The organism is Limnohabitans sp. 103DPR2 (assembly GCF_001412575.1).
Lineage (GTDB): Bacteria > Pseudomonadota > Gammaproteobacteria > Burkholderiales > Burkholderiaceae_C > Limnohabitans_A.
The window spans coordinates 1,605,039-1,618,067 of the sequence record NZ_CP011834.1 but is presented as its reverse complement, the minus strand read 5'-3'; the positions used below and the strand labels follow the sequence as shown (position 1 = coordinate 1,618,067).

The 13,029-nt window shown below is 52.6% G+C and carries 13 protein-coding genes; 2 read left to right on the top strand and 11 right to left on the bottom strand.

The window, feature by feature from the left end; all coding sequences use genetic code 11:
* Positions 1 to 9: 9 nt before the first annotated feature.
* Genes L103DPR2_RS07885 through scpA form a run of 3 tightly spaced genes read right to left on the bottom strand, consistent with a single transcriptional unit; the run spans position 10 to position 4,753 of the window.
* The gene (locus L103DPR2_RS07885) at positions 10 to 1,542 is read right to left on the bottom strand and encodes an acyl-CoA carboxylase subunit beta (RefSeq protein WP_055360521.1); all 1,533 of its coding nucleotides are present in this window, start codon (positions 1,540 to 1,542) and stop codon (positions 10 to 12) included.
* 32 nt (positions 1,543 to 1,574) lie between these two features.
* A complete protein-coding gene (meaB, locus tag L103DPR2_RS07880; RefSeq protein WP_082466874.1) occupies positions 1,575 to 2,582 on the bottom strand; it encodes a methylmalonyl Co-A mutase-associated GTPase MeaB in 1,008 nt (335 codons plus the stop codon).
* Positions 2,583 to 2,596: 14 nt separating this feature from the next.
* On the bottom strand, positions 2,597 to 4,753 hold the full coding sequence (scpA, locus tag L103DPR2_RS07875; protein WP_055360519.1) for a methylmalonyl-CoA mutase: 2,157 nt from the start codon (positions 4,751 to 4,753) through the stop codon (positions 2,597 to 2,599).
* A 116-nt stretch (positions 4,754 to 4,869) separates the two neighbouring features.
* On the opposite strand from scpA, the gene L103DPR2_RS07870 reads away from it, so the two are divergent.
* Entirely contained in the window at positions 4,870 to 5,541 is a 672-nt protein-coding gene (locus L103DPR2_RS07870) for a GntR family transcriptional regulator (RefSeq protein ID WP_055361939.1), read from the top strand.
* Positions 5,542 to 5,566: 25 nt separating this feature from the next.
* On the opposite strand, the gene dusA is transcribed toward L103DPR2_RS07870, so the two are convergent.
* From dusA to L103DPR2_RS07840, 6 genes are all read right to left on the bottom strand, one after another.
* Positions 5,567 to 6,574 carry a tRNA dihydrouridine(20/20a) synthase DusA gene (dusA, locus tag L103DPR2_RS07865; protein ID WP_082466873.1) on the bottom strand — a complete coding sequence of 336 codons (1,008 nt, stop codon included), beginning with the start codon at positions 6,572 to 6,574 and terminating at the stop codon, positions 5,567 to 5,569.
* Between the two features lie 16 nt (positions 6,575 to 6,590).
* A complete protein-coding gene (locus tag L103DPR2_RS07860; RefSeq protein ID WP_055360517.1) occupies positions 6,591 to 7,115 on the bottom strand; it encodes a helix-turn-helix transcriptional regulator in 525 nt (174 codons plus the stop codon).
* A gap of 2 nt (positions 7,116 to 7,117) precedes the next feature.
* On the bottom strand, positions 7,118 to 7,408 hold the full coding sequence (locus tag L103DPR2_RS07855; RefSeq protein ID WP_055360516.1) for a hypothetical protein: 291 nt from the start codon (positions 7,406 to 7,408) through the stop codon (positions 7,118 to 7,120).
* Between the two features lie 198 nt (positions 7,409 to 7,606).
* Complete coding sequence (gene phbB, locus L103DPR2_RS07850; protein ID WP_055360515.1) at positions 7,607 to 8,344, bottom strand: acetoacetyl-CoA reductase; 738 nt, start codon at positions 8,342 to 8,344, stop codon at positions 7,607 to 7,609.
* 39 nt (positions 8,345 to 8,383) lie between these two features.
* Positions 8,384 to 9,562: an acetyl-CoA C-acetyltransferase gene (locus tag L103DPR2_RS07845; protein ID WP_055361938.1), complete on the bottom strand. Its 1,179-nt coding sequence runs from the start codon at positions 9,560 to 9,562 to the stop codon at positions 8,384 to 8,386.
* A 41-nt stretch (positions 9,563 to 9,603) separates the two neighbouring features.
* Positions 9,604 to 11,322: a PHA/PHB synthase family protein gene (locus tag L103DPR2_RS07840; protein ID WP_055360514.1), complete on the bottom strand. Its 1,719-nt coding sequence runs from the start codon at positions 11,320 to 11,322 to the stop codon at positions 9,604 to 9,606.
* Between the two features lie 33 nt (positions 11,323 to 11,355).
* On the opposite strand from L103DPR2_RS07840, the gene L103DPR2_RS07835 reads away from it, so the two are divergent.
* Entirely contained in the window at positions 11,356 to 11,601 is a 246-nt protein-coding gene (locus tag L103DPR2_RS07835) for a hypothetical protein (RefSeq protein WP_055360513.1), read from the top strand.
* Here L103DPR2_RS07835 and pgeF read toward each other — a convergent pair.
* Both pgeF and maiA read right to left on the bottom strand, forming a co-directional pair.
* The gene (pgeF, locus tag L103DPR2_RS07830; RefSeq protein ID WP_231717601.1) at positions 11,591 to 12,322 is read right to left on the bottom strand and encodes a peptidoglycan editing factor PgeF; all 732 of its coding nucleotides are present in this window, start codon (positions 12,320 to 12,322) and stop codon (positions 11,591 to 11,593) included. The two genes, L103DPR2_RS07835 and pgeF, sit on opposite strands and share 11 nt — an antisense overlap.
* Positions 12,323 to 12,377: 55 nt before the next feature.
* Positions 12,378 to 13,013, bottom strand: a complete 636-nt coding sequence (gene maiA, locus L103DPR2_RS07825) for a maleylacetoacetate isomerase (RefSeq protein ID WP_055360511.1) — start codon at positions 13,011 to 13,013, stop codon at positions 12,378 to 12,380.
* Positions 13,014 to 13,029: the final 16 nt, after the last annotated feature.

Here is a 13,029-nt window from a genome sequence, read left to right as displayed (position 1 = left end):
TCATGCCACTTAGAGTGGAATGTTGCCGTGCTTGCGCCATGGGTTTTCTACTTTTTTGTCTTTCAACATCACCAACGAACGGCAAATGCGTTTGCGTGTTTCGTGCGGTTGAATCACGTCGTCAATGAAGCCGCGTGCACCAGCCACGAAGGGGTTGGCAAAGCGGTCTTTGTATTCAGCTTCGCGCGCAGCCAACTTGACGGGATCGTTTTTGTCTTCGCGGAAAATAATTTCCACAGCACCTTTGGCACCCATCACAGCAATCTCAGCGTTGGGCCATGCAAAGTTAACGTCGCCGCGCAAGTGCTTGGACGCCATCACGTCGTAGGCACCGCCATAAGCTTTGCGTGTAATGACCGTGATTTTTGGCACTGTGCACTCTGCATAAGCGTAGAGCAATTTAGCACCGTGCTTGATGATGCCGCCGTATTCTTGTGAGGTACCCGGCATGAAGCCAGGCACGTCCACAAATGTCACCACAGGAATGCTGAAGGCATCGCAGAAGCGCACAAAGCGTGCCGCTTTGATGGAGCTCTTGATGTCCAAGCAACCGGCCAAGACCAAAGGCTGGTTGGCCACGATGCCCACAGTTTGGCCGGCCATGCGGGCAAAACCGATCAGGATATTTTTGGCGTAGTCGGGCTGGAGTTCAAAGAAGTCACCATCGTCCACCGTCTTGATGATGAGTTCTTTCATGTCGTACGCTTGGTTAGCGTTCATGGGCACCAGGGTGTCCAAGCTCATGTCTTGACGATCGGTCGGGTCGCCACTTGCGCGAACAGGGGCTTTTTCGCGGTTGTTCAGTGGCAGGTAGTTGTACAGACGGCGCAGCATCAGCAAAGCTTCCACGTCGTTTTCAAACGCCATGTCGGCCACACCGCTCTTGGTGGTGTGCGTTAAAGCGCCACCCAACTCTTCAGCCGTCACTTCTTCGTGCGTCACGGTCTTGACCACTTCAGGGCCCGTCACAAACATGTATGAGCTGTCTTTCACCATGAAGATGAAATCGGTCATGGCAGGCGAATACACAGCACCACCTGCTGAAGGACCCATGATCATGCTGATTTGCGGAATGACACCGCTGGCCATGGCATTGCGTTGGAACACTTCGGCATAGCCACCCAAGGAGGCCACGCCCTCTTGAATGCGCGCACCGCCCGAATCGTTCAAACCAATGACCGGGGCACCGACCTTCATGGCTTGGTCCATGATTTTGCAAATCTTCTCGGCATGCGATTCAGACAAGGCACCACCAAACACGGTGAAGTCTTGGCTGTACACAAACACCAAACGGCCATTGATCATGCCGTAGCCTGTGACCACACCATCACCTGGAATTTTGTTGTCTTGCATACCAAAGTCTGTGCAGCGGTGCTCCACAAACATGTCCCACTCTTCGAAGGTGCCTTCGTCTAGCAACACTTCCAGGCGTTCACGCGCCGTGAGCTTGCCTTTGGCATGTTGTGAGTCAATGCGTTTTTGTCCGCCGCCCATGCGAGCCGCAGCGCGTTTAGTTTCGAGTTGTTGAATGATGTCTTGCATGATTTACTTTCTTCACTCCAATGCGGGAAATTTCAATTCGTAGGAAAACCGGTTGCTTGATAAGCAGCCAGCAGTTGTCTTGCAGCAGTGGACGCAGGCATTTGGCCTGAAATCACTTTTTGCGAAAGCTCAGGCAACAGTGCTTGCACGGTCTCCTGACCTCGGAAGTTTTGTTTCAAGCCCGCATCAATGCGTTCCCACATCCATGCTTGGGCTTGTTGTTGTCTGCGATGTTCAAATTTGTGGTTTGCTTGTTGCAGGCGCTTGAACTTTTGTACGCGATACCAAAAACTGTCAACCCCTTGATTGAGCAGTGCACTGATCTGCAACACTTCAGGATGCCAAATGTCTTCGTTGTAGTGCGCATGATCGTGGTTGCCGTGCAAACCCAACAAACGCAATGCGCTGGTAATTTGCGCTTCGGCGCGCGTCGCAGCTGAAGTGTCAATGTCGGCCTTGTTGATCACCACCAAATCGGCCAATTCCATCACGCCTTTTTTAATGGCCTGCAAATCGTCACCGGCGTTTGGCAACTGCATCAGAACGAACATGTCAGTCATGTTGGCCACAGCGGTTTCGCTCTGGCCTACCCCAACGGTTTCCACAATCACCACGTCGTAGCCTGCTGCTTCGCACACCAACATGGCTTCACGCGTTTTCTCAGCCACGCCGCCCAAGGTGCCACTCGAAGGGCTGGGGCGAATGTAGGCTTTCTCGTGAACGCTCAGGTGCTCCATGCGCGTTTTGTCGCCCAAGATTGAGCCGCCAGAAACGGTGGACGAAGGGTCGATGGCCAGCACAGCCACACGATGACCTTGTGCAATTAAGAACAAGCCCAACGCTTCAATGAAAGTGGATTTACCGACGCCCGGCACACCACTGATGCCTAAGCGAAAGGACTTGCCTGAATGGGGCAACAATCCCGTGAGCAGTTCATCCGCTTGCACACGGTGTGCAGGCAGAGTGGACTCGAGCAAGGTGATGGACTTGGCCATGGCACGGCGTTGAACCGCCGGCTGGCCCTGCAACACACCCTGCATGAGGTCTTGAGGGCTCAACCTAAGGCCTTTTTGATTTGCTCCAATACATCTTTGGCGCTAGCTGGAATAGGCGTGCCGGGGCCGTAGATGCCCTTCACGCCGGCTTCGTACAAGAAGTCGTAGTCTTGACGTGGAATGACACCACCCACAAACACGATAATGTCGTCGGCGCCCTGCTTCTTCAACTCGGCAATGATGGCAGGCACCAAAGTTTTGTGTCCTGCTGCCAAGGTTGAAACGCCCACCGCGTGCACATCGTTTTCAATGGCTTGGCGTGCGCACTCTTCTGGCGTTTGGAACAAGGGGCCCATGTCGACGTCAAAGCCTAAATCAGCAAACGCAGTAGCCACCACTTTGGCGCCGCGGTCGTGGCCGTCTTGGCCCAACTTGCTGATCATCACGCGAGGACGACGGCCCTTGGTGTCAGCGAACTCATTGATTTCTTTTTTCAGTTGATCCCAACCTTCGGCTGAGTCGTAAGCAGCAGCGTACACACCGGTCACCTTTTGTGTATCGGCGCGATGGCGCCCAAAAACTTTCTCGAGCGCATCGGACACCTCACCCACCGTGGCGCGCAAGCGAATGGCTTGAATGCTGAGATCGAGCAAGTTGCCTTGGCCGCTTTCGGCTGAAGCTGTGAGTGCGTCCAAAGCGGCTTGCACTTTGGCGTTATCGCGTGTAGCGCGAATTTTCTTCAAGCGTTCAATTTGACCGTCACGCACTTTCACGTTGTCGATGGCCAAGATGTCAATGGGATCTTCTTTGGCCAACTTGTATTTGTTCACACCCACAATGACGTCTTTGCCAGAGTCAATGCGAGCTTGCTTCTCGGCCGCGGCTGCTTCAATTTTGAGCTTGGCCCAACCGCTGTCCACCGCCTTGGTCATGCCGCCCATGGCTTCAACTTCTTCAATGATGGCCCAGGCTTTGTCGGCCATCTCTTGCGTCAGCGATTCCATCATGTAGCTGCCGGCCCAGGGGTCGATCACGTTGGTGATGTGCGTTTCTTCTTGAATGATCAGCTGGGTGTTGCGAGCAATGCGCGAGCTGAACTCGGTAGGCAACGCAATGGCTTCATCAAAGCTGTTGGTGTGCAAAGATTGTGTGCCACCAAACACAGCGGCCATGGCTTCAATGGTGGTGCGCACCACATTGTTGTAGGGGTCCTGCTCGGTAAGTGACCAGCCAGAGGTTTGGCTGTGCGTGCGCAACATGAGGCTCTTGGGGTTCTTAGCATCGAAGCCCTTCATGATGCGGCACCACAGCAAACGCGCGGCACGCATCTTGGCAATTTCCAAATAGAAGTTCATGCCCACCGCCCAGAAGAAGGACAAGCGGCCTGCAAAGTCATCCACATCCATGCCTTTGGCAATGGCGGTTTTGACATACTCTTTGCCATCAGCCAAAGTAAAGGCCATCTCAAGCGCCTGATTGGCACCGGCCTCTTGCATGTGATAACCCGAAATGGAAATTGAGTTGAACTTCGGCATGTTCTTGGCCGTGTACTCAATGATGTCGCCAATGATTTTCATCGAGGGCTCGGGTGGGTAGATGTAGGTGTTGCGCACCATGAACTCTTTCAGAATGTCGTTCTGAATGGTTCCCGACAATTTGTCTTGGCTGACGCCCTGCTCTTCGGCGGCCACTACGTAACCTGCCAACACGGGCAACACCGCGCCGTTCATGGTCATGGACACAGACACCTTGTCGAGGGGAATCTGGTCAAACAAAATCTTCATGTCTTCGACAGAGTCGATGGCTACACCGGCTTTGCCCACATCGCCCGTAACGCGGGGATGGTCGGAGTCGTAACCGCGGTGTGTGGCCAAGTCGAAGGCCACTGAAACGCCTTGACCGCCTGCTGCCAATGCCTTGCGGTAGAACGCATTGGACTCATCAGCCGTAGAAAAACCTGCGTATTGACGAATGGTCCAAGGACGTACGGAATACATGGTGGCTTGAGGGCCACGCAAGAACGGCTCGAAGCCTGGCAAGGTGTTGGCGTACGGCAATGACGCTGTGTCTTCTGCCGTGTACAAAGGCTTGACGGAGATGCCGTCAGGCGTTTTCCAATTGAGGGCTTCGACATTGCCGCCGGGCGCAGACTTCTGCGCTGCACGCATCCAATCTTCGAGTTGTGCGTTCTTGAATTCGTTCTTGGGCTGGGTCATGTCACGGGGTCCTCAATATGATTCATAATTATTGATGCAAAATATTGTACTTGCCTTACAATCCGCCAAACGGCCCACTTTAGGCCAATTTTCACGATTTAGCCACCATGCCTGCCCTGTCTGCCGTCCCGTCTTTGGCGCCACGCGCGCTCTATGAAGAAGTTGCTGAACTGATCCGGCAGCGCATCTTCAGACGCGAGCTGGAACCTGGCAGCTGGATTGACGAGCTTCAAATTGCCAAAGCTTATGGCATCAGCCGCACCCCCCTCCGGGAGGCTTTGAAAGTATTGGCCGCTGAAGGCCTGGTCACCATGAAAGTGCGCCGCGGTGCCTATGTCACCGAGGTTTCAGAAAAAGATCTGCGGGATGTTTATCACCTGCTCAGCCTTTTAGAAAGCGATGCGGCTGCGGTGGTGGCCCAAACCGCCTCCCCTGCAGACTTGAAGAAACTGCAATCACTCCATGCCGAGCTAGAAGCAGCTGGCAAACCTGGCAAAGAAAAACACGACAAGTTTTTTGAAGTGAACGAAGCGTTTCACATGTGCTTGTTGGAGCTGGCCCAAAACAAATGGCGTGACCAAATGGTGGCCGACTTGCGCAAAGTGATGAAACTCAACCGTCACAACTCGCTCTTTAAGACCGGCCGCATTACCGAGTCGTTGGCTGAGCATCAGGCCATCATGGCAGCTCTCAATGCCAAAGACCCTGTGGCAACTGCCGCAAGAATGCAAGCGCATTTCGCCAATGGCCTGATGGCGGCTAGCGCTAGCCAGACATCTGCAAACTGATACCCAATGATGAAGGCCGCTTAGATTAAGCGGGGATTTCCGCACCTTTGGCCAGCGCTTCACGTGCAATGGCCATCACCTCTCGAGGTGGCATGGGTTTGAGTTTGTGATTGCTCCAAACCTGACGCCACAAGCGCCCACCTCGTTGGCCATGGTAAAGCCCCAACATGTGCCGCGCTATGGCATACCAAGGGCAGCCATCTTCTTTGAATGCACGCTCCATGTAAGTCACCATGGCTTCTTCCACCGCCTCGCGCGTGATGCTTGATCCGTTTGCATTGAAGAACTGCGCATCCCATGTGGTTAAGAGCCATGGGTTGTAATAAGCCTCGCGTCCAATCATGACGCCGTCGACCTCATTTAAGTGTTCTGCTATTTGGTCATTGCGCGTGATACCGCCATTGATGGCAATGGTGAGCGACGGAAAATCTTTCTTAAGCTGGTAAGCCAACTCATAACGCAACGGTGGAATTTCGCGATTCTCTTTGGGCGACAAACCTTGCAACCACGCATTGCGCGCATGAACGATGAAAACACTGCAGCCTGCGTCTTTAACTGTGCCCACAAAATCGCGAACAAAGTCGTAGCTTTCAATTTGGTCGATGCCAATGCGGTGCTTAACGGTCACGGGAACAGACACCACATCGACCATGGCCTTGACGCCATCGGCCACCAACGGAGGCTCGTTCATGAGGCATGCACCGAAAGCGCCGCGCTGCACACGATCGCTGGGGCAACCACAGTTCAAGTTGATTTCGTTGTAGCCCCATTGCTCTCCTAGCTTGGCGGCGAAGGCCAGGTCGGCGGCATCGCTGCCGCCGAGTTGCAAAGCCACGGGATGTTCTTCTGCGTTGAAGCGCAAATGGCGCTCAACACTGCCGTGTCGCAAAGCGCCCGTAGTGACCATCTCGGTGTAAAGCAAGGTGTGTTGCGTTAGCAAACGATGGAAAAACCGGCAATGCCGATCGGTCCAGTCCATCATGGGTGCAACTGACAGGCGCCAAGGACTTATTGAGGGTATGGAAGAATCAATCACAGCCCAATCATAATTAATAAATGAAAGGCTTCATGTCCTTCAGTAATTGCTTGTCTAGCTCGGGCAGAGATTTGGCCAAATTAAGTTGCTTGGTGAGCTGAGCGACTTGAAACTCGGGCTCATTGACCTGGTATGCCATTTTTTCACGCAACCAGGTCAGCAGGTCGGCCAAATGCCACATGACGGCTTTGCCCTCATGGACGGGTGCTGGAAATGAGGGGTGGTGCTGCAACATCAGCTTGCGCAAGTTTTGGCGGGTAACCCCAACCGAATCGGCAACATCAGACAAGCCAACAAAATCTGGCGCAGCCTCAATCAGCATAGCTTCTGGCAAGGCCTTTCGAACATCTGCCAAGGCACTCAAAAGCGCAAGTTCTGCTGATTTTGCTTTGCGAGAAAAGTTAAGTGCAATGCGACCGGGCTGACCTAAACCTAACAATGCATCATCGCAGCCCCCGCCTCCTAGACGTTCTGCAATATCGTCTCCGCCATCATCTCCGTGGCTGATTTGATACTTTAAAGTGAAGTGGTATTCCATGATTATTTCTTTTCAATCTTGATGAACTGCTGAATCAACCGTCGCATGTTTGAAACACGCACCTCGCATTTTTCGACAACTCGCTTTAAAGCCCGCGCATGGTTTTCGGTATCTCGGGGCGTACTCCAAATGGAGGTAATACAAAACTCGCCACAACGGCAAGTCTCTTGGTTAAAGGGGCAAAACATCTTTCCCCATGCATGCGATCCACCCACATCGATCCGCCATTTTTCTGACTCTGCAAATCGCAAGGCTGCTTCAATTTCTTTGTTGGGATGTTTGGCGCGTTTCAAATGAGTCTCCAGAATAGTTGCATTTGAATTGGTTGTCAATCGACAACCAATTATTGTTGATCGAAATAGCATTTATTCAGGGATTCTTTCAAGGAATCAACTTCTCAAACCTGCAATTGCTTGCAAACTGATGGCCCAAAAGAAAAACCCCGCCGAAGCGGGGTTCTGTCACAAGGCAGCAAGTGCCAAGTGCTGGGATCAACCCATGTGCAAACCGCCGTTGACGGAGAAGTCTGCGCCAGTGGCGTAACCACCTTCTTCAGACGCCAACCAGGCAATGATGGATGCAATTTCGCTGGGCTCGCCCAAACGCTTCACAGGCACAGTGGCCACAATTTTCTCAAGCACATCAGGACGGATGGCCTTGACCATGTCGGTACCAATGTAGCCTGGGCTGACTGTGTTGACTGTGACGCCTTTGGTGGCCAACTCTTGCGCCAAGGCCATTGAGAAACCGTGCATACCCGCTTTGGCAGCGGAATAGTTGGTTTGACCTGCTTGACCCTTTTCGCCGTTTACCGATGAAATGTTGACAATGCGGCCCCAGCCCTTTTCAACCATGTCGGCTACCACTTGCTTGGTCACGTTGAACATGGAGTTGAGGTTGGTTTCAATGACTGCGTCCCAATCTTCGCGTGTCATTTTCAAGAACATGCGGTCTTTGGTGATGCCTGCGTTGTTCACCAGCACATCAATGGTGCCGTGCTCTGCTTTGGCTTTGGTGAAGGCTTCAACCGTTGAATTCCAATCACCCACATTACCCACAGACGCATAGAACGTAAAGCCCAAAGCTTTTTGTTCATCAAGCCATTTGGTGAAATCACGCGTGGGGCCACAACCCGCGATCACTTTGAAACCCTCTTTGTGAAGGCGCTGGCAAATGGCGGTTCCGATGCCACCCATACCACCTGTGACGTAAGCTACTTTTTGACTCATGGTTTGTCTCCTTAAAAATGAGTTTTAGTTATTGAAAATTTATCGCTCGAGTGTCAATGACACGCCCATACCACCACCAATGCATAACGCTGCCAAGCCTTTCTTGGCATCACGGCGCTGCATTTCGTGCAGCAAGGTGACCAAAATACGACAACCAGACGCACCAATGGGGTGTCCGATGGCAATGGCGCCACCGTTCACGTTGACGCGCGCAGGATCAATGTCCAAAGCTTTGTTAACTGCGCAAGCTTGTGCAGCAAAGGCTTCGTTCAATTCAAACAAATCGATGTCGCTGGCTTTCCAACCAGCGCGCTGCAAAGCTTTTTGCGATGCAGGTACGGGGCCCATGCCCATGGTGGCGGGGTCCAAGCCACTGGTACCAAAGGAAGCAATGCGGGCCAATGGCTTCAATCCCAAAGCAGCTGCCTTTTTGGCAGACATCACCACCACTGCAGCCGCTCCGTCATTAATGCCTGAGGCATTACCTGCTGTCACTGAACCAGCTTTGTCAAAGGCAGGACGCAAACCCGCCAGAGCTTCAGCGTTGGTTTTTTTGTTGATGAATTCGTCTGTGTTGAAGACCAAAGGATCGCCCTTGCGCTGCGGAATGAGCACATCCACAATTTCATCTTTGAACTTGCCAGCATCTTGTGCAGCACTGGCTTTTTGTTGGCTACCTAGCGCCAATGCATCTTGCATTTCGCGCGTAATGCCATTGGCCTTGGCCACATTTTCTGCCGTGATGCCCATGTGATATTGGTTGTAGACATCCCACAGACCGTCAACGATCATGGAGTCGACCATGTTCCAGTTGCCCATGCGTTGACCGTCGCGTGAACCGGTCAACACGTGAGGAGAAGCGCTCATGTTTTCTTGGCCACCGGCCACCACGATGTCGCTGTCGCCCCAAGCCACGGCTTGTGCAGCCAACATGACGGCTTTCAGACCAGAACCGCACACAGCATTGATGGTCAGTGCCGGTGTTTCTTTGGCAACGCCTGCTTTCATCATGGCTTGACGCGCAGGGTTTTGGCCTGCACCCGCGGCCAACACTTGGCCCATGATGACTTCGCCAATTTGATCCATGCCAAGTCCTGCACGTGCGATGGCTTCGCGAATGGCAATGCTGCCCAATTCTGGTGCTGAAACCTTGGCCAGCGAGCCCCCAAATTTACCCACAGCGGTGCGGGCAGCTGAAACAATAACGATGTCTTCCATGTTGTCTTCCTTGTTTGTTAATCGGTCAATTTCAATTTGCATTAAGCACGTGCTTTGACGTACCGTCCTGGTGCAGGTTCTATGGTTTTAGACTTGGCGTCCTTGCCATAGTGTTTGGGCGCAGCAATTTGCTTGCCAGCGTGTGTTTTAAGCCAATCGGACCAGTCGGTCCACCAGCTACCTGGCAATTCTGTTGCGCCAGCAATCCACTCTTGGGCCGTTGCAGGAAACTTGCCATCTTCGCGCAACCAGTGGCTGCGCTTGTTGGCGGCAGGCGGATTGATCACACCCGCAATGTGGCCCGACGCCCCCATGACAAAACGCTTCTTGCCTGGCAGGTGCTGTGTGGATGCGTAAGCACCACCAATGGGCACGATGTGATCTTCGCGTGAGCCATAGATGTAAACCGGCATGTTCACTTTGCCGAGGTCAATTTTTTCACCACAGACAGTGACAGCGCCGGGTGTGACAAATTTGTTTTCAAGGTACGTATTGCGCAGGTACCACGCATAGAACGGACCTGGCAAATTGGTGGAATCGCTGTTCCAATAAAGCAAGTCAAAAGGCGGTGGCGACTCACCTTTGAGGTAATTGCCGACCACATAATTCCAAACCAAATCGTTGGGGCGCAAGAAGCTGAAAGTGGATGCCAAGTCTTGGCCCTTGAGCAAACCGCCCTGCCCCATTTGCATTTCGCGAAACTTCACAAAGTTCTCGTCGATGAAAACATCCAACACGCCGGTGTCAGTGAAATCAATGAGGGTGGTGAGGAAGGTGGCGCTGGCCACTGGCTTTTCGCCACGCGCCGCCAACACGGCCAGGGCATTGCTCAGAATGGTGCCACCGACACAGAAGCCCAATGCATTGATTTGTTTGGCGCCGGTGATCTCTTGAACTTGCGCAATCGCTTTGATGGCGGCATTTTCAATGTAATCATCCCAAGACTTTTGCGCCATGGACTCATCAGGATTGCGCCAACTGACCACAAAGGTGCGATGACCTTGGCTAACGGCATAGCGAATGAAAGAGTTGTTGGGCTGCAAATCCAAGATGTAAAACTTGTTGATGCAAGGCGGGATCAACAAAAACGGTTTTTCGTAAACTTTGGCGGTGAGTGGTTTGTACTCAATCAATTGAAAATATTCATTTTCAAAAACCACAGCACCTTCCGTGGTGGCCACGTTCTCACCCACCACAAACTTGCTTTCATCGGTCATCGACACATGGCCTTGTTGCATGTCGTGCAACAAATTCTGAATGCCTTTGGCCAAGCTCTCACCCTTGGTTTCGATGGCCTTTTTCTGGGCTTCCGCATTGAAGGCTAAAAAGTTGCTGGGGGCTGACGCCGCCACCCACTGCTCCACTGCAAATTTGATTTTGTTTTGGGTGTGCTCATCCGCTTCAACAGCTTCTGCCAAACCCATCATGGTTTTGGCATTGAGCAAATAGGCGCCTGCGGTAAATGCCGCCATGGGATTGCCCGTCCAAGCATCACTTGAAAAACGACGGTCTTTGATGTCATGCTTCGCTTCCAACCCGTGATTCCACAACGCGGTGGCCTCTTCCAGATAAGCCGCTTGGATAGCCTTGAGTTTTTCTTGAGAAAAACTCAAAGGTGTTGCAGCTTTTTCAGCACCGGGCAAAATACCGCCCAAGTCCATGGTTTGAAAAGTTTGCATGGCTTGGCCCCAGCTCTTGGCAAGGTTTTGCTGAAACTCTTCTCCGGCGCGAGACCAAAATTCATGGTTTGAATTCGTCATGTGCACTTCTCCTGTCTTTGAGCAATTTTTATCATGTACATCGTCCCAATCGCCTGGCTCTACGTCGCACTCATGATGAGCGTGGCGGAAGCAACCAACACCAATGGAACTGTCCTTGGAGGTATTCTGACCTTCATTCTTTACGGAATCCTTCCAACTTCAATCATCGTTTACGTGATGGGGGCCCCAAATCGTAAAAAAGCCAGATTAGCAGCGGAACAGGCTCAGAATGAGGCCACGCAGTTACAAAACGACGACAAAACCAGTCCTAAGCCGTAATCCAGATGTAAGCCGCCATGCGGCCCGAGCCACCTTTGGCCACTGCATCGCGCCTGTGAGAGTGATAAAGCGCTTCTTGTCGATAGGTGCACCAAGGCAAACTGCTGTCATTGCCATGGACCGACCCAAATCCTGCCAATTTCAAACGCTCCCGCGCTAAACCCGCCAAATTGGCCATGTATTTGGTCGGTGATGTCTGAACGAACAAATTTTCGGCGTTGTCGGATTTATCTAACAAACTGCCAAAGGCGGCGAAGACGTCTTCACCTACTTCAAATGCGGTGGGCCCTATGCAGGGGCCTAACCAAACCACACAGTCTTGAGGCGCTAAACCATGCGCTTTGGCTGATTGCGCCAAAGTTTCCACCACACCATGACCCTCAAGCCCCGCCAAACCACGCCAACCTGCATGCGCACCGGCCACCCATTTGGCCGTGGGGTGGCACACCAAAATGGGCAAGCAATCGGCCGCCATGATGGCAAATGCAACACCCGCTTGGGTGGTCCAGGCCACATCCGCTTCGGTGTTGGGCGGCGTCGATGGTGTGACAGCCACACCGTGCGTGCCATGAACTTGCCGCATGTAAACCGCTGGGACACCTAGCGCTTGGTCAACCAATGCGCGGTTCTGCTGCACGTCTGAGACCTTATCGCCCGACAAAAGGCCTAAATTAAGTTCATTCCAAGGCGCTTTGGAAACTCCCCCTTGTCGGGTGGTCATGAGGGCCCGCACAAAAGGCGGTGCAGGCCAATCAGGCTCAAAACCAATCAATGGCTTACTCTGCATCGGGACAGGCAGAGGGCTGTGCTTTTTGAAATGCTTCCAACTTCATGCAGGCATCAAAGGCACCCATGGTGAGGGGCAAGCCATCAAAGTTCACATCAAAGCGTTTGCCATTGAAAATTTGGGGTACCAAGCAACAATCGGCCATGGTGGGTGAGTCGCCAAAACAATAGGTCGATTTGGGACCCTGTGCCAACTGACGCTCAAAAGCATCAAGGCCTTCGCGAACCCAGTGTCGGTACCATGTGTTTTTTTGTTCTTCGCTGAGGCCCAAAGTTCCCGACAAATATTTCAACACACGCAAGTTGTTGATGGGATGAATTTCACAAGCAATGGACTGCGCCAAAGCCCTCACGCGAGCGCGGCCCAATGCATCTTGGGGCAACAAGGCGGGCGTGGGATGCGTTTCATCCAAATACTCCATGATGGCCAATGACTGACTTAAATGCTCGCCATCGACCAACAAATTGGGCACCAAATTGTCTGCAGCGACTGCGCTGTAACCAGGCAACTTGTGCTCGCCTTTGGCAATGTGAACCGCGATATATTCATAGGGCAAGCCCTTCAACTGAAGTGCAATGCGAACGCGAAAAGAAGCAGAAGATCGGAAGTAGTTGTAAAGTTTCATAAGCATTAGCATAAAC